19 protein-coding genes are annotated in these 18083 nt (G+C 63.2%); 9 read left to right on the forward strand and 10 right to left on the reverse strand.

The features are described from left to right. Positions 1 to 152 precede the first annotated feature (152 nt). On the reverse strand, positions 153 to 1238 hold the full coding sequence (locus M2427_RS13485) for a hypothetical protein (protein WP_280706823.1): 1086 nt from the start codon (positions 1236 to 1238) through the stop codon (positions 153 to 155). A 196-nt stretch (positions 1239 to 1434) separates the two neighbouring features. Here M2427_RS13485 and M2427_RS13490 point away from each other — a divergent pair, with 196 nt between their 5' ends. Further along, positions 1435 to 3057, forward strand: a complete 1623-nt coding sequence (locus M2427_RS13490; RefSeq protein WP_280706824.1) for an ABC-F family ATP-binding cassette domain-containing protein — start codon at positions 1435 to 1437, stop codon at positions 3055 to 3057. Positions 3058 to 3193: 136 nt separating this feature from the next. Here the strand turns inward: M2427_RS13490 and M2427_RS13495 are convergent, their stop codons facing one another. Beyond that, a complete protein-coding gene (locus tag M2427_RS13495) occupies positions 3194 to 3853 on the reverse strand; it encodes an acyltransferase (RefSeq protein WP_280706825.1) in 660 nt (219 codons plus the stop codon). Positions 3854 to 4278: 425 nt separating this feature from the next. On the opposite strand from M2427_RS13495, the gene M2427_RS13500 reads away from it, so the two are divergent. Next, positions 4279 to 5154, forward strand: a complete 876-nt coding sequence (locus M2427_RS13500) for an MBL fold metallo-hydrolase (RefSeq protein ID WP_280706826.1) — start codon at positions 4279 to 4281, stop codon at positions 5152 to 5154. Positions 5155 to 5163: 9 nt separating this feature from the next. Here the strand turns inward: M2427_RS13500 and M2427_RS13505 are convergent, their stop codons facing one another. From M2427_RS13505 to M2427_RS13520, 4 genes are all read right to left on the reverse strand, one after another. Then, positions 5164 to 6255 (reverse strand): type II asparaginase, encoded by a 1092-nt coding sequence (locus M2427_RS13505; RefSeq protein WP_280706827.1) that lies wholly within the window; start codon positions 6253 to 6255, stop codon positions 5164 to 5166. Positions 6256 to 6499: 244 nt separating this feature from the next. Next, on the reverse strand, positions 6500 to 6748 hold the full coding sequence (locus M2427_RS13510; protein ID WP_280706828.1) for a hypothetical protein: 249 nt from the start codon (positions 6746 to 6748) through the stop codon (positions 6500 to 6502). Positions 6749 to 6831: 83 nt separating this feature from the next. Next, the gene (locus M2427_RS13515) at positions 6832 to 7674 is read right to left on the reverse strand and encodes a dienelactone hydrolase family protein (protein WP_280706829.1); all 843 of its coding nucleotides are present in this window, start codon (positions 7672 to 7674) and stop codon (positions 6832 to 6834) included. Between the two features lie 50 nt (positions 7675 to 7724). Then, the gene (locus M2427_RS13520; protein ID WP_280706830.1) at positions 7725 to 7853 is read right to left on the reverse strand and encodes a hypothetical protein; all 129 of its coding nucleotides are present in this window, start codon (positions 7851 to 7853) and stop codon (positions 7725 to 7727) included. Between the two features lie 125 nt (positions 7854 to 7978). Between M2427_RS13520 and M2427_RS13525 the strand changes: the two genes are divergently transcribed. Together M2427_RS13525 and M2427_RS13530 are read left to right on the forward strand one after the other, a co-directional pair. Then, on the forward strand, positions 7979 to 8206 hold the full coding sequence (locus M2427_RS13525) for a nitroreductase family protein (protein WP_280706832.1): 228 nt from the start codon (positions 7979 to 7981) through the stop codon (positions 8204 to 8206). A 149-nt stretch (positions 8207 to 8355) separates the two neighbouring features. Beyond that, entirely contained in the window at positions 8356 to 8559 is a 204-nt protein-coding gene (locus M2427_RS13530; RefSeq protein WP_280706833.1) for a hypothetical protein, read from the forward strand. 59 nt (positions 8560 to 8618) lie between these two features. Here the strand turns inward: M2427_RS13530 and M2427_RS13535 are convergent, their stop codons facing one another. The 3 genes from M2427_RS13535 to M2427_RS13545 are packed head-to-tail and all read right to left on the reverse strand — an operon-like array spanning position 8619 to position 11208. Continuing rightward, on the reverse strand, positions 8619 to 9728 hold the full coding sequence (locus tag M2427_RS13535) for an HD domain-containing phosphohydrolase (protein WP_280707161.1): 1110 nt from the start codon (positions 9726 to 9728) through the stop codon (positions 8619 to 8621). A 50-nt stretch (positions 9729 to 9778) separates the two neighbouring features. Further along, positions 9779 to 10111, reverse strand: coding sequence for a PilZ domain-containing protein (locus M2427_RS13540; RefSeq protein ID WP_280706834.1), 333 nt, complete (start codon positions 10109 to 10111; stop codon positions 9779 to 9781). Then, positions 10108 to 11208, reverse strand: coding sequence for a DUF2336 domain-containing protein (locus M2427_RS13545; protein ID WP_280707162.1), 1101 nt, complete (start codon positions 11206 to 11208; stop codon positions 10108 to 10110). The genes M2427_RS13540 and M2427_RS13545 overlap by 4 nt, the downstream gene beginning before the upstream one ends. 296 nt (positions 11209 to 11504) lie before the next feature. On the opposite strand from M2427_RS13545, the gene M2427_RS13550 reads away from it, so the two are divergent. Together M2427_RS13550 and M2427_RS13555 are read left to right on the forward strand one after the other, a co-directional pair. Beyond that, complete coding sequence (locus M2427_RS13550; RefSeq protein WP_280706835.1) at positions 11505 to 12452, forward strand: AraC family transcriptional regulator; 948 nt, start codon at positions 11505 to 11507, stop codon at positions 12450 to 12452. Positions 12453 to 12503: 51 nt separating this feature from the next. Then, positions 12504 to 13094, forward strand: a complete 591-nt coding sequence (locus M2427_RS13555; RefSeq protein ID WP_280706836.1) for an NAD(P)H-dependent oxidoreductase — start codon at positions 12504 to 12506, stop codon at positions 13092 to 13094. 9 nt (positions 13095 to 13103) lie between these two features. On the opposite strand, the gene M2427_RS13560 is transcribed toward M2427_RS13555, so the two are convergent. After that, positions 13104 to 15185, reverse strand: coding sequence for a HAMP domain-containing methyl-accepting chemotaxis protein (locus M2427_RS13560; RefSeq protein WP_280706837.1), 2082 nt, complete (start codon positions 15183 to 15185; stop codon positions 13104 to 13106). A 319-nt stretch (positions 15186 to 15504) separates the two neighbouring features. Here M2427_RS13560 and M2427_RS13565 point away from each other — a divergent pair, with 319 nt between their 5' ends. The 3 genes from M2427_RS13565 to M2427_RS13575 all read left to right on the forward strand — a co-directional run bounded on the left by M2427_RS13565 (position 15505) and on the right by M2427_RS13575 (position 18070). Further along, the gene (locus M2427_RS13565) at positions 15505 to 16527 is read left to right on the forward strand and encodes a DUF2778 domain-containing protein (protein WP_280706838.1); all 1023 of its coding nucleotides are present in this window, start codon (positions 15505 to 15507) and stop codon (positions 16525 to 16527) included. Positions 16528 to 16615: 88 nt separating this feature from the next. Then, positions 16616 to 16873 (forward strand): hypothetical protein, encoded by a 258-nt coding sequence (locus M2427_RS13570; protein ID WP_194476190.1) that lies wholly within the window; start codon positions 16616 to 16618, stop codon positions 16871 to 16873. A 105-nt stretch (positions 16874 to 16978) separates the two neighbouring features. Further along, positions 16979 to 18070: a substrate-binding domain-containing protein gene (locus tag M2427_RS13575; protein ID WP_280706839.1), complete on the forward strand. Its 1092-nt coding sequence runs from the start codon at positions 16979 to 16981 to the stop codon at positions 18068 to 18070. The last annotated feature ends 13 nt before the right edge of the window (positions 18071 to 18083 follow it).

Here is an 18083-nt window from a genome sequence, read left to right on the forward strand (position 1 = left end):
CACACGATGCTTGCGGCACCACCGCCACAACTACGCACCCACGCTGGCGTGAAGCTGTCATGATTCGCCTGTCGGCGAATAGAACAGAGCGGCCGTTTACGAGAGATGAAGGCGGCTGCCCCTGAATGCAGCCGCCTTGTGTTTCGATGTTTCTATTTGAGGTCGGCGATCGTCGCGGGACCGGGGCCCGGCGTGACCAAGGTCGGCCATTGCTTTGAGCCGAACGGAACCAGCGGCGGCAGGAACGGCGTCATGCCGCGCTTTCCTGTTTCAGCGATGATCGCGGCGCGCGCGTCGCCTCCCATCAACTCGTAGTCCATCAAATGATAATTGCCGAAGAACAAGGCGCCGACCGAGCGATCGGCGATGATCCGCGTCAGCGATTCCAGCATGTCGGCTGGTGTGGTCGTGAAGGAGACCGTCTCGATCAGCAGCAAGCGCGTGTTGATGGCGTCGGGGCCGAAGAACTGCGCGAGCACGCTGAAGATCACGTTGTTCTGCCGGGCGACATAGATGGTGTTGCTTGCAGCATAGGTCTTCTCCCAGTCGGGACCGAGCTGCGCCTTCCAGTCGGCCAGCACGCCCATCCAGTGTGTGACCTGGGTCTGCGCCGCCCATGCGACGTTCCTGGCGAGGAACGGGGCCTGCTGCTTGCCGAATGCCTCGAGCTTGGCGAACGGAATGGCGCCGTTCGCAAGGCACTCGTCCATGAAGGCGATGTTGTTCTTCAGGATGGTGCGGTTGTTGTCGCGCCAGTCGGCCTGCATCGGCGTTGCGTCGAGGCTGTCGAGCGCCGACTGCATCCGGCTGCGAAACGCCAGCATCGCGCCGCGCCAGGATTTGTTGTCGGGATTGTCGACATAGGGGCCGACCACCTCGGCCAGCGCCATGGTGCTGTGGCCGACTGATTTGAGCAGCTGATAGACAATCGGCACCTGCGGCGCATCGAGCGGCGGCTGGCCCGGCCGATAGAGGATCAGCCGTCCGCCGGCGCCGGAGAACAGGCCGAGGATGACGGGGTGCTTGTCCAGGATGTTCTTCTGGAACACTTTTGCAGCGTCGCCATAGAGGTCGAACATCGTCGTGTTCAGCGCCAGCACGTCCCTGGTGGCGACATCGCCGGGCGCGGCGTTGGCCTTGCCTGAGATCGGCGCCATGTAGTCGGGCAGGGTCTGGGCCGTCGCGCTGCCGCCGAGCATCAGTGCGGCGGCCATGGCCAGGCCAAATCGGGTTTTCATTGGTATTCCTCCCGGAAGCATTCCAAGCGTCAGTTCGGCAGACGTCCGTCAGAATCGCCGCACGGCGCCGTCTGCGCTTCTGGCTGAAAATTGCTAAGGATTTGTCAGGACGGGCGAAATCCGTACGCCGCCGGGCTTCCCCTGGGGGCCGGCATGGCCTATTACGCTGCAACGCAAAATTCCCCCAAAGACAGTCATGATCCGCCTCGACAACGTCAGCAAGCAAGCCGGCCACCAGATCCTGTTCATCGAAGCCTCCGCCGCCCTCAACAAGGGCGAGAAAATCGGCCTGGTCGGCCCCAACGGCGCCGGAAAAACCACGCTGTTCCGGATGATCGCCGGTGAGGAGTTGCCCGACGAGGGGCAGGTCTCGACCGATCGCGGCATCACCATCGGCTATTTCAACCAGGACGTCGGCGAGATGTCCGGCCGCAGCGCCGTGGCCGAGGTGATGAATGGCGCAGGTCCCGTCAGCGAAGTCGCGGCCGAGTTGCACGAACTCGAGGTCGCGATGGCCGACCCCGACAAGGCCGACCAGATGGAGGAGATCATCGCTAGATATGGCGAGGTGCAGCATGCCTTCGAGGAGCTCGACGGCTATGCGCTCGACGGCCGCGCGCGCGAGGCGCTCTCCGGCCTCGGCTTCAGCCAGGAGATGATGGACGGCGACGTCGGCAAGCTCTCGGGCGGCTGGAAGATGCGCGTGGCGCTGGCGCGGATTCTATTGATGCGCCCTGACGTGATGCTGCTCGACGAGCCGAGCAACCATCTCGATCTCGAAAGCCTGATCTGGCTGGAGAAGTTTTTGCACGATTACGAAGGCACGCTGCTGATGACCTCGCATGACCGCGAGTTCATCAACCGCGTGATCTCGAAAGTGGTCGAGATCGATTCCGGCTCGCTGACGACCTACACCGGCAATTACGAGTTCTACGAGCAGCAGCGTGCGCTGAACGAGAAGCAGCAGCAGGCGCAGTTCGAGCGCCAGCAGGCGATGCTGGCCAAGGAGATCAAGTTCATCGAACGCTTCAAGGCGCGCGCTTCGCACGCTGCCCAAGTGCAGAGCCGGGTGAAGAAGCTCGACAAGATCGAGCGGGTCGAGCCGCCGCGCCGCCGCCAGACGGTTGCGTTCGACTTCCTGCCGGCGCCGCGGTCCGGCGAGGACGTCGTGGCGCTGAAGAATGTCTACAAGGGCTACGGCAACAAGCGCATCTATGACGGGCTGGATTTCATGATCCGCCGCAAAGAGCGCTGGTGCGTGATGGGCGTCAACGGCGCCGGCAAGTCGACGCTGCTCAAGCTGGTCGCGGGCGCAAGCGAGCCTGATGAGGGCACGGTGGCCGTGGGCGGCAGCGTCAAGATGGGCTATTTCGCCCAGCACGCGATGGATCTGCTCGACGGCGAGCGCACCGTGTTCCAGTCGCTGGAGGACCAGTTTCCGACCGCGGGGCAGGGTAGTTTGCGCGCGCTTGCCGGCTGCTTCGGCTTCTCCGGCGACGACGTCGAGAAGCGCTGCCGCGTGCTGTCAGGCGGCGAGAAGGCGCGCCTCGTGATGGCCAAGATGCTGTTCGATCCGCCGAACTTTTTGGTGCTGGACGAGCCGACCAACCATCTCGACCTTGCCACCAAGGAAATGCTGATCAACGCGCTGTCCGATTTCGAGGGCACCATGCTGTTCGTCTCGCATGACCGGCATTTTCTCAGCGTGCTGTCGAACCGCGTGCTGGAGCTGACGCCTGAGGGCATCCACCAATATGGCGGCGGCTACACGGAATACGTCGCGCGCACGGGCCAGGAAGCGCCGGGATTGCGGAGCTAGTTGCTCCATCAGCGACATGGGCGCTTCTCAGCGCCCATCCATCGAAGTCTCGATCTCCTACCGCGAGCAACACTAGCGGACAGAACCACCCGACCATCCAGCGGACGATCGCCGTGACTTACCTACTTCGTGTTCTCTAGAGGACGGCCATACGATTTAGCTTGGCTCCATGTTGATATTTGAGGATGTCAGTAGGGCCAGCCAGCCTAGTGAGGTTGTCGCCGGACAGGCAGTAAACATCTCCTGTATGATCGCAACGCCATTCGCCTTCTCCTGAAAGGGGGAGGGGTATCTTCTCTCCAAATGCGCTGACCCAGCCAATATGCCGAGCTGGTGAGCCAACCATAAAAGACCAATCCTTCGTGCTCTTAGTCAAGGTAGAGCCAGCGGCAAGGAATGTGCCCATGCCGACCGTGATATCCGGAACGACGGTTGAATTGGCACCAAAAGTTGTTCCAGTCTTCACCAGCGTCTTCTTGAAGACCGCATGGCGGTTCACGGCAGCTCGCGGAAACGCGATATGCGTGAACACCATGTAAGGAGCGCAGAACACGAAGTCCTGAAGCTCAACGTGGCCGAAGATGGAAACGGAATTGCCTAAGCGGCATGCGTTTCCAACGATCGCGTCAGGCGCGACGTAGGTGTTCTGTCCTAGGCTGCAGTTCTCGCCAACGACAGCTCCATTGTCCACGTGAGAGAAAAGCCAAACCTTGGTGAAGGCTCCGACTACCGCCCGTGGTTCAACTACCGCAGTCGGATGAACAAACAAGTCGCCGCCTTCAAACTGCAAATCCATTAGCACCTCTCCTCAAGAAAGTAAGGCTAGCACCACCGCTTGCGAGTGCCAAGAGAATGACCACCGTCCGAACCCGTTTCGGCTGGGGCGAAAACGCCCGCGCATGGCGGTTTGAGCCAACCGGCAATGTCACCCAGACAAACGTACAAAGGGCCATTTAGCAGGTTCAGGCGCATGTTGATACCGCAGACATTACTCTCCTCGCGCGTATCGCCTGGAATGACACGTCGAGTATCTGGCGCGGCCGCCGACGCGCGTATGAGGCTTGAGCGACGCGTCTGCATCGCTGCGCGATCTCCGTCGCAAGAGTCCGATCAAACTCACTGCTGCGTGCGTGCAGGGAACCCGGAAATGCGGGCCCGTGCTCTCGCGCCTTGAACGCTGCGAACTCGTTCGTTACGCTTGAGAAAAATCGGGAGGGGCGCGTGAAGCAACTGACGATCGGTGACATCACCATCGATGCGGTGATCGAGCGGGAAGGGCCGTGGCGCCGGCCGCAGGATTTTTTTCCGGGATACGACGACGCCGTGTTCAGGCAGCATCTGCCGACGATGGAGCCGGAGGTGTTCGACGCCGCGCGCGGCATGATGGTCATCACCTATCAGACGTTTGTCGTGCGCACTCAGCGCTACACGATTCTGGTCGACACCTGCACGGGCGAGGACAAGGGCCATCCGCCGCCGTTCGACTTCCCCGGCAAGGAGCGCTGGCGCAACGAACTGTTCGCGCTCGGGATCGGCTTCGAGCAGATCGACTACGTCTTCTGTACGCATCTGCATATCGATCACACCGGCTGGAACACGACGTTGCGCGACGGCCGCTGGGTGCCGACGTTCCCGAACGCGAAATACGTGTTTCACAAGGGCGAGTACGCGGCCTGGGAGGCGGAGCATGCCAAGGGCAACAACCCGCCCGGCACCGTGTTTCGGGACAATTGCCTGCCGATCGTCGAAGCGGGCCAAGCGCTGCTCGTCGATGACGACTACGCGCTGGACGACACCGTCACGCTGACGCCGACGCCGGGCCATTCGCCCTGCCATTGCTGCGTGAACATTTTCTCGAAAGGCCAGCGCGCCGTGGTTGCCGGCGACCTCATGCATCACCAGATCCAGTGCCGCGAGCCGGACTGGTCGGCGAGGCCCGATTGGGATGCGAAGCAGTCGGCGGTGTCGCGGCGGAAGTTCTTCGCTTCCGTCGCCGACACCGACACGCTGATCCTGCCGATCCATTTTCCGGCGCCGACGGTCGGCCTGATCAAGCCGCTCGGCGCCGCCTTCGACTACCGCTTCAAGCGGGAATGAGCGGATGGTCTAATAGGTATAGAACATCCGCTGGATTTCCTTGGTATCGCTCGTCTTGGTCAGCGCCAACATGAGCAGGATGCGCGCCTTCTGCGGATTGAGCGTATCCGAGACGACGAAGTCGTGCTCGTCGTCCTTGGCTTCGCCATTGCGTGCGACGATGCCGTTGCCGACACGGCTGCTGCGGACGATCACCACACCCTTCTTGCGGGCTTCGTCGAGAGCCGGCTCGACAGCGGGCCGGGCAAGGCTGCCGTCGCCCACGCCGGCATGTACGATTCCCTTGGCGCCGGCCGCAACGAACGCGTCGACCGCGACGCGGTTCATGTTGGCATAGCCGTAGACGATATCGACCTGCGGCAGGACATCGAGGTTGGACACGTCAAATTCGGAATCCGCCGTGTGCCGGCGGGTCGACTGACGATAGAAGTAAGGCTTGTTGCCCTGGATGTAGCCGAGAAAGCCGAGCTCAGGCGTGCGGAAGGTGTCCGCCGTCGAGGTGTTGTTCTTGGTGACCTCGCGCGCCGCGTTGATCTGGTCGTTGAGAGCGACGAGCACGCCCTTGCCGACGGCCTCCTCGCTGCCCGCGAGGATCACCGCGTTGAAGAGGTTGATCGGCCCGTCCGCGCTGATCGCGGTCGAGGGCCGCATCGCGCCGACGATCACGACTGGCTTCTTGCTCTTGACGACGAGGTCGAGGAAATAGCTGGTCTCCTCGATCGTGTCGGTGCCGTGCGTGATGACGATCCCGTCCACATCGTCCTGCGCGAGCAGCGTGTTGACGCGCTTGGCGAGCTTCAGCCAGTAGTCATTGTTCATGTTTTCGCTGGCGATCTGGAAGACCTGCTCGCCCTTGACGTTGGCCACCGTTTTCAATTCGGGGACGGCGTTGAGGAGGGTCTCGATGCCGACAGTGGCTGCGGTGTAACCGACCACGGTGGTGCTGCTCGCCCCGGTGCCGGCGATCGTGCCGCCGGTGGCCAGAACCATGACGTTGGGCAGACCGACGCCTCGCGCGTGCGCCACGTCAAAACTGATGAGCAGTGCGAACAGCACGCTCATGGCCGCCACTACGTGATCACGCACTCGAACTTGCGACATCTCGATCTCCGTTGCCTGGAAAGTCTCGGTGATGCGCCCCACTTCGCTCAGCACGCCATGATCCGTCAGCAGCGGTCTTCTGTCTAGGGTAGCGATGATTTGATTTTGCGCGCTCGGCGCGTCCTTGCTCCGACTGCCGGAACGCAAATGGCCGGGACATCTAGCGCGAAGACGCGCTTCTGCCCGGCCACCCGCGACGTTCGATTGCTGATTGCTCGTTAAAGGAGCGGCGAATGCTCAGACGTTACGCGCCCATCTCGCACTTCTTCATAAAACTGTTCTTGGCGGCGCCGGCGAGCGGCTTGCCGTCGGAGCCCACGGCCTTGGGCGTGCAGGCGTCTTCCTTGCACTTCTTCAAGAACGAGGTCTTGGCTGCGCCGGCGAGCGCCTTGCCGTCCTTGCCGACGGCTTTGCTCTCGCAGGTGTCATCGGCCAGCGCCGAGCCTGCTGCAAAGGTGGCAACGACCGCAGCCAGGAAAATTCGTTTCATCATTGGGTGTCTCCCTAAACCAAAAATGGCATGCGGATTGGAGCCCGGAATCATGGCGCAATCAAGCAGGGGCGTCGGCATGGAGCTCAATTTTTCCAACTATCGAGCCGGGCCGCGGCCTTGACGAGGGCGTCGTTCATGGCGGCCTGATTCCCAGGCGTCGCCTGCCGCTGGGACGAGGGCTCGTCAAAATCATGGGTCGCGCCAGGATAGAGAGTGACGTCGATCCGGGTACCCGCCTGTTGCGATCGCTCGGCAACGTGCTGGCAGATCAGGGGTGAGACCTCTTCGTCGTCAGAGCCGAGAAACATGGCAATTGGAGCTATGGTGGAGATGGTCGGCGCGAGCAATGCGGTCTCCCCGCAGCCTGGATAGAATACGAGCGCACCTCGATAACCCGTCCGGTTTCCCTGCTGGCTTCCTTGCCGGATCATCACGTTCAGCGCGGTGCTCCCGCCATTGGACCAGCCCTGGAGAAAGATCTGCCAGGCGATGATGTCGCCCCGGCTCTGAAGATAATTGAGAGCGCCGTCGGCATCGAGCGGGCGCACGGTCAGTTCGTTGACGTCAGCGCGATCGGGGTTGTCATGGGAGAAGCGGCCGAAGCCGTGCGCCTTGCCGCGCGGACCAAAGCTGTCCGGCAAAATAGCCAGATAGCCACGTGCCGACCAATATTCGCCCCACATCGTATGGCGCTTCGATAGGGTGCCTGCATTGCAGGGCGAGGCCCTGCCGGCGCCGACAAAGCTGCAATCGGCATTGTCGTTGCTGGAGTAAGGGCCTCCACGTCCGTGCAGCATGACGATGGCGGGCCAGGGGCCCGGTGTTCTCGGCAGGAACACATAACTCGTGAGCGCAGTGCGGCCGTCGGCGCTCGGGAAATACACCGTCTGCGGTGCTGCAGTGGCGACCGCGACCGGCAGCAGCACGGCGAGCAAGCTGACAGGAAGCTGACGCAATAATCTGCAGCGCAGCACGGTCAGACCCCGCGCGCCAGTTGCACGCTGAAACAAGGCTGGCGCCTGGCATCGCCGCCAAATTTCGCGACCCGGTCGAACACGTCGCCGGCAGCAGTGAAGCCGACACGCGCATCGCGCGCTGCAGCCATGATCGGGTCCTCACGGGGTTCTTGGTCTTGCTCGACCGTTAGCATAGATTTGGCGCGCCACATCGGCAACCGGCGACACCTTGGGATTGCAGTGCCGGCGAAGGAACGGGCAGGGAGGTCCTGAGGTGGAATTCGAAACGCTGGTCCAGTCGCGCCGCAGCGTGCGCGGTTTCAAGAACGAGAAGGTAGAGCGCACGGTGATCGAAGCGATCATCGAGAGCGCCAAGCGTGCGCCGTCGTCGATGAACACCCAGCCCTGGCATGTCCACGTGCTCACCGGCTCGCCGCTTGAGGAGGTGAGGTCGCTGGGATTCAACGACGAGTTCGTGCGCTATGTCGGCTTCGCTGACTGACTTCGTTGATTAGCTTGGAGAAGGCCGGAGGAGATTATTCCCTTGCGATATTTTTTCGTGCGGACTCGCTGCGGCCTCTTGCAATCTCGATCGTGCAGGAGGAACAATACGTGGACTCGTAGGTTTGATGCTGGCGCGAGGGAATCGACATGCGGCGGCTGGCTAGCCTGGTTCGATGGTTCTTCGGCCCGCGGATGCGGCGCCCGATCGACGATGATCCGAGCCTTCCTTTTACCCCTGATGAGTTCAGCAGGCTGATCCGCAGCGGCAAACACGAGGACATGAAGCTGCTCGCGGACGGGCTGGCCTGTCGCTCGATCCCGCGCCGCATCAAATACCGGGCCACACACTAGCACGTACTCGAGGATTTATCTGCGCGTGGCGTCGTTCCCTGTCGAAGAGCGGGCGCACGTTACCTCGAGAGTGCGACCTCCTTGAAGGAGGTGATCAGCGCCTTCTCCAGCTTTCCGGTCATCCCGCAGAGAATATTGTAGGCCTCCGTGCGCGGCATCGTCGGCTTGTAGTGGCGGTGCTCGATCAGCGCAGCGAAGATGTCCGAGATGGTGAGAATACGCACGATGTCGTTGATGCTGTTGCCGGCCAGCGCGTCCGGGTATCCGCTGCCGTCGAGATATTCGTGGTGGTGGCGGACCGCATCGAGAATTTCCGGCGAGATCGTCTCGTGGTCCTTGAGGAAGTCGTAACCCGCTGCCGGATGCGTTTCGATCATGGCGCGCTCGTCGGCATCGAGCCGGCCCGGCTTGTCCAGGATCGCGAGCGGGATCTGCGCCTTGCCGATGTCATGGAACATGGCCGCCGAATACAGGCGCTCGAGATCGGCTCGTCCGACGCCCAAGCTCAATCCGAAGTCGATCGCGACGCCGGTCACCAGCAGGCAGTGCTGGTAGGTTCCCTCATGGTGACGGCGGACGGTCGTGAGCCATTCGGACAGGCCGTGCTCGGTGATACGTTCTGCGATCTTGCGGCCGGCCTCCTTGGTGCCGTCAACGTCGAGCGGTTGACCCAGCGTGACAGCCGTGAACATCGACGCAATGGCGGTCGCCGCTGTCTGAACGGCGTTGTCGGGCTGAGCTGACCCGCTTGCCGGCTCGGCTGGATCAGCCAGCGCCGCCAGCAGGCTGGTCTTGTTGAGCGGGCCGGGAAGAACGAGCGTCGCGCCGAGCGCATAGGCCTGCGAGATGCAGACGTGTGAGGAGTGCTCGACGAGGAAGATGCGCTTGGTAGCCTTGGCCAGCCTGGCGGACCGCTTCTTGATCGCTGCGATGTTGTCGACGTCACGCAACTCCGCGCGGATGACGATCGCGAACGGCACTTGCGCCAGCCTGGCCTCGGCGTCGAGCCGTTCGCCCGCCACGGTGAATTGCTGTTCGAGCGCCGAGCAGATGGCGGACAGTTTATCGGAGGTATCGGCAAGCACATGCACGAAGGGACGCGTCGATTGCGCCGCCCGGGGGCTGCCGTCGCCTTTGATCGGGCCGGCTATGGTTCGCGCATTCGGCACTGTGGACATGGGCGATGCTGAAGTTGAACGAGATTGATGATGTCTTGAACCTATTTGGTCGCGGTGGCGCTCTGCGCGGCAGCTGCTTTTGCGGCCGCCGGCTTCTTCTTGCCGTCGGCGGTGACGAAGTGCACGCCGGCCGTGGTGCCGTCGATCCAGACCAACTCGCAGCGCCGGTAGGCGAGCCCCGTCGACGACAGCACCAGGAAGAACTCCTTGGCCTGGAGGACGTCGAGCGTGCCCTCGACCTCAAGCTTGGCGCCGGTGTTCGACACGTCGAGCAGCATACAACTGCGCCGCCAGGTGCCGTCCGAGCCCATCAAATTGACGGGTTGCCGGTGGTCCATTTTTACGCGAGGGTCCTTGCGGCCATCGAATCTCATCGGCTATTCCCCATTTTCGCACCGCGATGTCCCGGATCGTTTGTGCAGGCGCTGGCTGCTATTTCCCCCCAGCGCACCGTCCATTGGCTGGTCGACAAGAGAAGCGTTTCGAAGATGTGTTGGGCGCGTTCGCGTTGGGCGAAAGAGAGGCGCGTGCCGCTGCGGTTGCTCAGGATCGCGAGCGTGGTGGTCCAGTTCAGGCGCGACGCCCGGCAGGCCATCACGAGGCCCTCGCAGTCGTCGTCGGCCATGACATGCTCGACGATCTCGATCGGCGCCCCTGACAGCACCGACAAAGCGGTGAACAGATTGGCGGTCTCACCGCGGATCGCAAAGCGGTTCACCGTGGAATCGTTGAGCTTGCCGACGCGGTTGAGCGCAATGATCTCCGGCCGCGCGCTGGCATAATCGGCCGAATTGGGCGGCCGTTTCGGCGGAGCTGGCGCAGGCGTCTGCGCGGAGGCGTTTGGCTTGGCCGTGGCTTTCGATCCCGGTGAAGCCGACAGCAGCTTGCGCAAGACCAGGTCGGGCGTTCCGGGCCTGAGCGCCAGCGCCTTGGTGATCTCGTCGTCCGCCGCATCGTTCTCGATGAACAACGCGTGGACCGCATCGGAGAATCTGGCGCCGGGGTTCTTGATCAGGGCAAGGCGGACCGCGCGCGCGCCATGCGCGACGAGCGCTTCGCAGACAGCCGCTTCGACCCCGTCACGGGACGCGATCGCGAGCTGATGTGCCTCGCTGCATGACGCTGCAACCGTCGCCAGATCGTCGGTTGAGAGCGCCGGCGATTTCTGCAGGAGGGGGCATGCGATCTCCGGATCATCGTGGAATGCCAGATGCCGCAACGTATCTTGCGGCGCAACATAGAGTCCAACCAGTGCCTCACTCAGCTGAGTGAGCGCGGCAGGCGGGACGCGCCCGATTAGCCGAAGCAAGACGCCATCGACCACATTGACCAGCAATTCCTGCGGCTTGTCGCGGCCGGATGTGAGCAGGCGAACGATCCCTGACAGGATACGAGCCGAGCGCTCCGGAGGGCAGGCTGCGACCGCATCTTCCAGTTCGCCGAAAATATCGGCAGGCGAGTTTGCCATCATGGCAGGGCCTGTACGGAAAAAATAGGACAAATGAACGTCCTTCATTTCGCGCCAAAGTTGTTAATGTGAACTATATAGCTTTAGCGAACAGGTATCGGTGCACCGCTGGCGTCCCTGGAAACGATATCGAAATTTGGCAGGATACGCGCCGTCAGCCTGTCCTTTGAATTCCGTCCTCGCCAATGGATCGCGAGAGGTTAGGATGATTTTCTTGGGTAGTGGGGCAACCGGGGGATAATAGATCCGGTCCTGTCGCCGGATGCGCGTCGTTTCAGGACGCTGTTTTTCATTTTATCATGACCAGCATTGATGATGCGCCCGGGTTGGCGCCAAGGATATTTCGCTTTTCGGACGTCGATGAGTTTCGCAGTTCCATCCGCGGCCTGAATGTCGAGTTCACGCCGTTCGTGCGGAGGATTTCTGCCGAGCAGATCATCCTGCGTCTGCCCGGCTGCGACGTGAACGTCACGCGCGCCTTTCCGCGCGTGGTCGATGCGCAACTCGTTGCCGATTGCACCGCGATCGGATTTACGATGGACGATAGCGAGGTGCCCATTCGCTTCAACGGCGCGCAGCAAGATCGCTCCGTCATCGTCGTCGGCGACGGCGGTGCCGCCTACAACACCGTCGAGGAGACGCAGCGGCAGATCGCCTCGCTCGTTTTCAGGCCGCGCATGACGGATCGCGGTTGGCCGGAAGCGCGGTCGAGCTTCAAATTGTTCGAGACCAGCACGGAGGCGCTCAACCGGCTGCGGCGCGTCGTCACCGAGGTCGTGGCGGCCGCGTCCGAGCCGATCGACGCGGCCGAGGTGTTGTTGAAGGCGACGGCCATGCGGGAATCCCTGATCGGCGCCGTCGATGCGGCGATGGCCGACATCGTTCCGTCGCGCTGGACGCTGTGGCCCAATGACGAGCGGAACTTCAGGATGTTTCGCGAGATCCGTGCGCTGCTGTCGGACGATCCTGCCCAGCCCATCTACAGCGAGGAGGTCGCGCGCAAGCTTGGCCTGTCGGTCCGCACCATGCATGACGTGGTGCGGCGTTATCGCGGCATGAGCCTGCACCGCTTCCTGCGCCTGCGCCGGCTCTGGCTGGTACGCCAGCGACTGCTCGCCGGCGCCGACAGCGTCAAGGCCGTCGCGCTGGCGTTCGGCTTCTGGCACCTGTCGGATTTCTCGCGGAGCTATCGCGACCAGTTCGGCGAGACGCCGTCGGAAACCCTGGAGCGTGGACGCCGGCGTTAGCACGACAAAGCGATTGGGGATGGGCACCGGTTTCGTGCTAGCCTCCCAGCCATGAGCAACCGCATCCTCGTCCTCTACGGTTCCTACCGTTCCGACCGCATGGGCATCCGCCTTGCGAATTTCGTCATCAATCGCCTACGGAGTCGCGGCGAGGAGGTCGAGTTCATCGACGCCAAGGCGATCGGTCTGCCGATGCTCGACCGCATGTACAAGGAATATCCCAAGGGCACAGCGCCCGAAGCGCTGGAAAAGCTGGCAGAGCAGATCCGCGGTGCCGACGGCTTTGTCTTCGTCACCGGCGAATATAATTGGGGCATTCAGCCTGGCCTGAAGAACCTCACGGATCACTTCCTGGAGGAGTGGTTCTGGCGGCCGGCCGCGATCGTGAGCTATTCCGCCGGCCGCCTGTCCGGCGCGCGCGCCTCGACCGCGTGGCACGGCACGCTGTCGGAAATGGGCATGGTGGTGATCTCGAGCACCATCGGCGTCGGGCCGATCGCGCAGACGCTGTCCGCCGAAAGCGAGCCGATCGGCGAGGGCGGCAAGGCGCTCGAGCGTTCGTTCCCGCGTTTCGCCGATGATTTGACCTGGTGGATCGAGGCGGCGAAAGCGCAGCGGGCGCGCAAGGCGCCGCCGTATTGAACGCGCAGCCTACGCCGCCCTGACTTCACCGAGGAAGCGGTCGAACTGGCCGGCGAGGTCGCGCGACTGGGTCGAGAGCTGTTCGGCAGCACCCAGGACTTCCCTGGCGGCGCTACCTGTGTCGTCGGCGGCGCGCTGCACGCCGGTGATGTTGGCGTTGACCTCCTGGGTGCCGCGGGCGGCCTCCTGAACGCTGCGGGAGATCTCCCTGGTCGCCGAGCCCTGTTGCTCGATGGCGGCGGCAATCGCCGTGCCGATCTGGTCGATCTCGGCGATGACGTCGGCGACATTGCGGATTGCGGTCACGGTGTGGTCGCTCGCGGTCTGGATCGCCGTGATCTGCTCGGAGATTTCGGTGGTGGCCTTGGCGGTCTGGCCGGCCAGCGATTTCACTTCGGAAGCAACGACTGCGAAACCGCGGCCGGCGTCGCCGGCACGGGCGGCCTCGATGGTGGCGTTCAGAGCCAGCAAATTGGTCTGCTCGGCGATGCTCTGGATCAGCGTCACGACATCGCCGATCTTCTGCGCGCCCTCGGCGAGCGCACGCGCGGTGTCGCCGGTGCGACGGGCGTTGTCGACGGCGCGGGCCGCGATCTCCGTGCTTTGCGCTACCTGACGGCCGATCTCGGCGATCGATAAACTAAGCTCTTCCGTGGCGCTTGCGACCGTCTGCACGTTGGTCGAGGTCTGCTCGGAAGCGGCGGCGACGATTGCGGCCTGGCTGTTGGTCTGGGCGGCCGTCGAGGTCATCGACTGCGCGGTGCTCTCCATCGTGGAGGAGGCCTGCGACAGGCCGCCGACGAGTTCGGTGACCTTGGCCTCGAAGGCGCGAGTCAGTTCGTCGAGCGCCTGGGCGCGGCGCATCTTGCCGTCGTTCTCGGCCTGCTTCTCGGCGGCGAGCCTGTCGGCGCGGATCATGTTGTCCTTGAACACCTGGACGGCTGTGGCCATCGCCCCGATCTCGTCGGAGCGTTCGGCGCCGGGGATCTCTTCGGCAACGTCGCCGTCGGCGAGCCGCGACATCCGCGTCGTCAGGCTGACGATCGGGGCGCAGACGCGGCGGCGGACCATCACGATGAGGCCGGCGCTGGCGATCAGCACGGCGAGCAGGCCGACAAGTGCGATGGTGAAGCTGGTGCGCGCGGCGGCGGATGCGCCGGAAAGGATCTGCTCGGCGTTGTCGTAGAAGGCGTCGCGGACGCCGATGATCGACCCCAGGCCGCGTTGCGATCCCGTGTAGAAGGTCTCGACGTCGATTTCGTATTTGCCGCTCGCCGCGCCGTCCTTGACGAGCTTCAGCTCGCGGCCGAAAACTTCGACATAGGCCGAGTTCAGCGTCTCCAGCGACGCAGCGACGTTGGCGGGCGTGGTCGGATTGCCGCGCAATTCCATCAGCGACGTCACGAGCTGGTCGTTGCGGCCCTGCATGCGGGCGACGTCGGCCTTCTCGGCATCGGTCGCGACCTTCTTCGAGCCGACCAGGTTCTTGTGCAGACTGGCATTGAGGCCGCCGATGTCGCGCAGCGTCATGGCCATGTTGGCGTAATTGGCCTGGCGGTAGGCATCGCCATTCAGGATCGCCATGCGGCGCACCTGCTCGTTGAGCAGCGCCGTCACGCCGTTGTTGAGCACGGCATTGTCGGCGACGATCTTCCTGGCAGCATCCTTGCGCGCGTCCGCCGGTCCCGCGATCGCCTTGTCGATGGCCTCGCGCAAGCCCGTGAACTTCGAATTGATGCCGTCGATGTTGCTGCCGATGCTGTTGCCGTCGTCGAAGGTGCCGGGCAACTCCTTGCGCAGCGCGATCATCTTGTCGCGCGCGCCGTCGGTCTGCTTGCGCAGCTTGTCGTGTTCGGTGAGCTGCGCCGGGTCGACCGTTGCGGGTCCGTAGAGGATGTTGGTGGCGAAGCCGCGCTCGGGGTTGAGATAGCGCGGGATGTCGCTGACGGCGCGGACGATCGCGAGCCGGCCCTGTGCCTCCGTGATCCGCTCCATCGTCTGGTATTTCGTGACGGCGACGTAGACGGCGAGGCCGCCGCCGACGGTCGAGAGCGAGACGATGGCCGTGGTCAGCAGCGTACCGATTTTCATGATCTGTCCGGCAATTGGCGCGGGTGGAGAATGATCTTCTCCGTAAAAATAAGGGGAGCCTGTTAAGCGCGGGTTTACGCTGTGCGCGCCGGCAGGTGCGCCGGCCAAATCTTTCGATCGAGGGTTGACAGGATTCCCGGCGCGAAACGCCCGGTCGGGGGCTCCGACAAAGCATTTGAGATCGGCAAATACGGTTATATGATACCTCACTCGCGCTTGTCGGCCGTGATTATGCCTAACTTTTGGCTCCCAATATGCTAGCTGGTATAGGAGTCTCCGGGTGGGGGTTGGGCCCCCCGGGGGTCGATTTGGGGATCTGATGGTTTCCGACCGCGCACGCGCCGAGAGGGTGTTGTCGCGTCGCCGTATTGGGCGCGCCGAGACGATTTTGCTGTCTATGGCTGCCATCGCGCTGGCGGTGGGCGCAGCCGCGTGGGTCGCGGACATGGGCGATTCCACGCCGCTGGTTTCCGCCGCGCTGCCGCCGTCCAATACACCTTCGTTCGAGGACCGCTTCGCCTCGCTGTCCGGCAATCCGCCCGCGCGCGAACTTGGTCTGCGGACGATGGAGCGCTCCGCGCTCAATGCGGTCCAGCTCAAGCTGCGCGACGCCAAGGCGATGCTCGCCCAGAAGCTCCAGGGCAACGATTGGCGTTCAACCCTGACCGACAACGACCAGGCTGCGACCGAAGAGCCGGCGAGGGGCGCGCAGCGCGCCGACGCCGTGCCGATGCCGCGCTCGCGCCCGGTGCAGGCAGATCTCAGCGCCCAGATTGCCTCCAGCCAAGCCTTTGCCGACGCCAATCCCAGGGTCGACAACCGCAACTTCTTCGAGAAATTCACCGACAAGATCAGGCTGGCCTCGCTGAACCCCAGCGACGGTCTCTTGGGCAGGGCACCGGATCTCGCAGCGCTCGGTTACGATTCGAAGACGGCGGTGTATGACATCTCCGCCAAGGCGCTTTACCTGCCGAGCGGCGTCGCGATCGAGGCCCATTCGGGCATGGGCGCGCTGATGGACGATCCCGAGCATGTCGACCAGCGCATGGTGGGTGCGACCCCGCCTGCGACGTATGACCTCAAGCCGCGCGAAAAACTCTTCCACGGCGTTCGCGCGCTGCGCATGACCCCGACCGACGGCACCAGCGCGCTCGGCCGCGTCGGCCTGCTCACCCACACCTACATGCTCGGGCCGCGCGGCGATTCCAACGGCTGTGTCTCGATCAAGGACTATGACCGCTTCCTCAAGGCTTTCGACAATGGCGAGTTCAACCGCCTCGTCGTGGTGCCGAGCCTGAGCGGTGCGGCGACCGCCTCGCAGCGCGCGAGCACCGATTCCTGATCCTTGCCAGATCCTTGCCAGATCCTTGCCAGGTGCGGCGGGGCTGCCGTTTTCCCTTCGTTAAGCCGTTGTCGTCCAGAAGCAGCCCATGAGTGATCCAGCAAGCTCCGAGACCCCGCTGCGCACGACGTTCAAGATCAAGCTGAACGGTGACACGCTGGCGATCGCGACCGTCGGCCAAGCCTATCAATTCCTCACCAACTTCAAATCGGTCGAGTGGATGGAATTCCGCTCGCTGCATGACGACGCCGTCCACGCGCTCGAGGGTGCGGCCGGCAACGCCATGCTCGCGGTCCAGGCGACCAACGCGGTGCGCGCGTTGTTCGTGAGCGCGAAGCTGCTCTGAAGCGGCTTCCTGCCAGCTTGAACTCCGCCATAGGAACAGGCAAACGGTCTCCGAGGCCGGGTACAAGGCCGTTCATTTGAAACTTACTTAAGGGAGAGCCCCATTATGAAACGCCGTACATTCCTCAAGGGCGGCGCGGTCGCCGGCGCGACGACGCTGGTTGCTGCGCTTGCGATCGCGCAGTCGGCACCCGAGATCAAATGGCGCCTGACTTCGAGCTTCCCGAAGTCGCTCGACACTATTTACGGCACGGCGCAGACCTTTGCGAAATACGTCGCTGAGGCCACCGATAACAGATTCCAGATCCAGACCTTTGCCGCCGGCGAGCTCGTTCCCGGTCTGCAGGCGCTCGATGCCGTCAGCGTCGCCACCGTGGAGATGGCGCAGACGCCGCTCTATTTCTACATCGGCAAGGAGCCGGCACTCGCCTACGCGACCGGCGCGCCGTTCGGGATGAACCACCGCCATCAGGAGTCCTGGTGGTACTTCGGCGGCGGCGCCGACCTCGCCAACGAGGCGCTGAAGCCGTTCAAGACGCACGCCATTCTCTGCGGCAATTCCGGCACCCAGATGGGCGGCTGGTTCCGAAAGGAGATCAAGACCGTCGACGATCTCAAGGGCCTCAAATTCCGTATCGCCGGCATGGGCGGCCATGTGCTGGCGCGGCTCGGCGTCGTGCCGCAGCAGCTCGCGGGCGGCGATATCTATGCGGCGCTGGAGAAGGGTTCGCTCGATGCGGTCGAGTTCGTCGGTCCCTATGACGACGAGAAGCTCGGTTTCCAGAAGGTCGCCAAGTACTATTACTTCCCGGGCTGGTGGGAAGGCGGCGCCATGCTGCACATGATCGTCAATGACGAGAAGTGGGCCAGCTTGCCGAAGCAGTACCAGGCCGTCGTCAACCAGGCCGCGTCCGCAGCCGGCGCCTGGATGCTCGAGAAATACGACAGCGTGAATCCGGCAGCGCTGAAGCGGCTGATCGCCAATGGCGCTGAGCTGAAGGCATTCCCGCAGCCGGTGATGGAGGCCTGCTACAGCGCGACCCAGGAGCATCTGAACGAACTTGCCGCCAAGAGCGACCTGTTCAAGCGCACCAAGGAAAGCCACGACGCGTATCAGAAGGAGCTGCTGTTCTACACGCAGATCGCGGAGAATTTTTACGACAATTATGTGCTCGGCAAGATGCGGAATAAGACCTGATCGTGAGGAGGGC

The sequence above is a fragment of the Bradyrhizobium sp. BR13661 genome, from assembly GCF_029892425.1.
Taxonomy (GTDB): domain Bacteria; phylum Pseudomonadota; class Alphaproteobacteria; order Rhizobiales; family Xanthobacteraceae; genus Bradyrhizobium.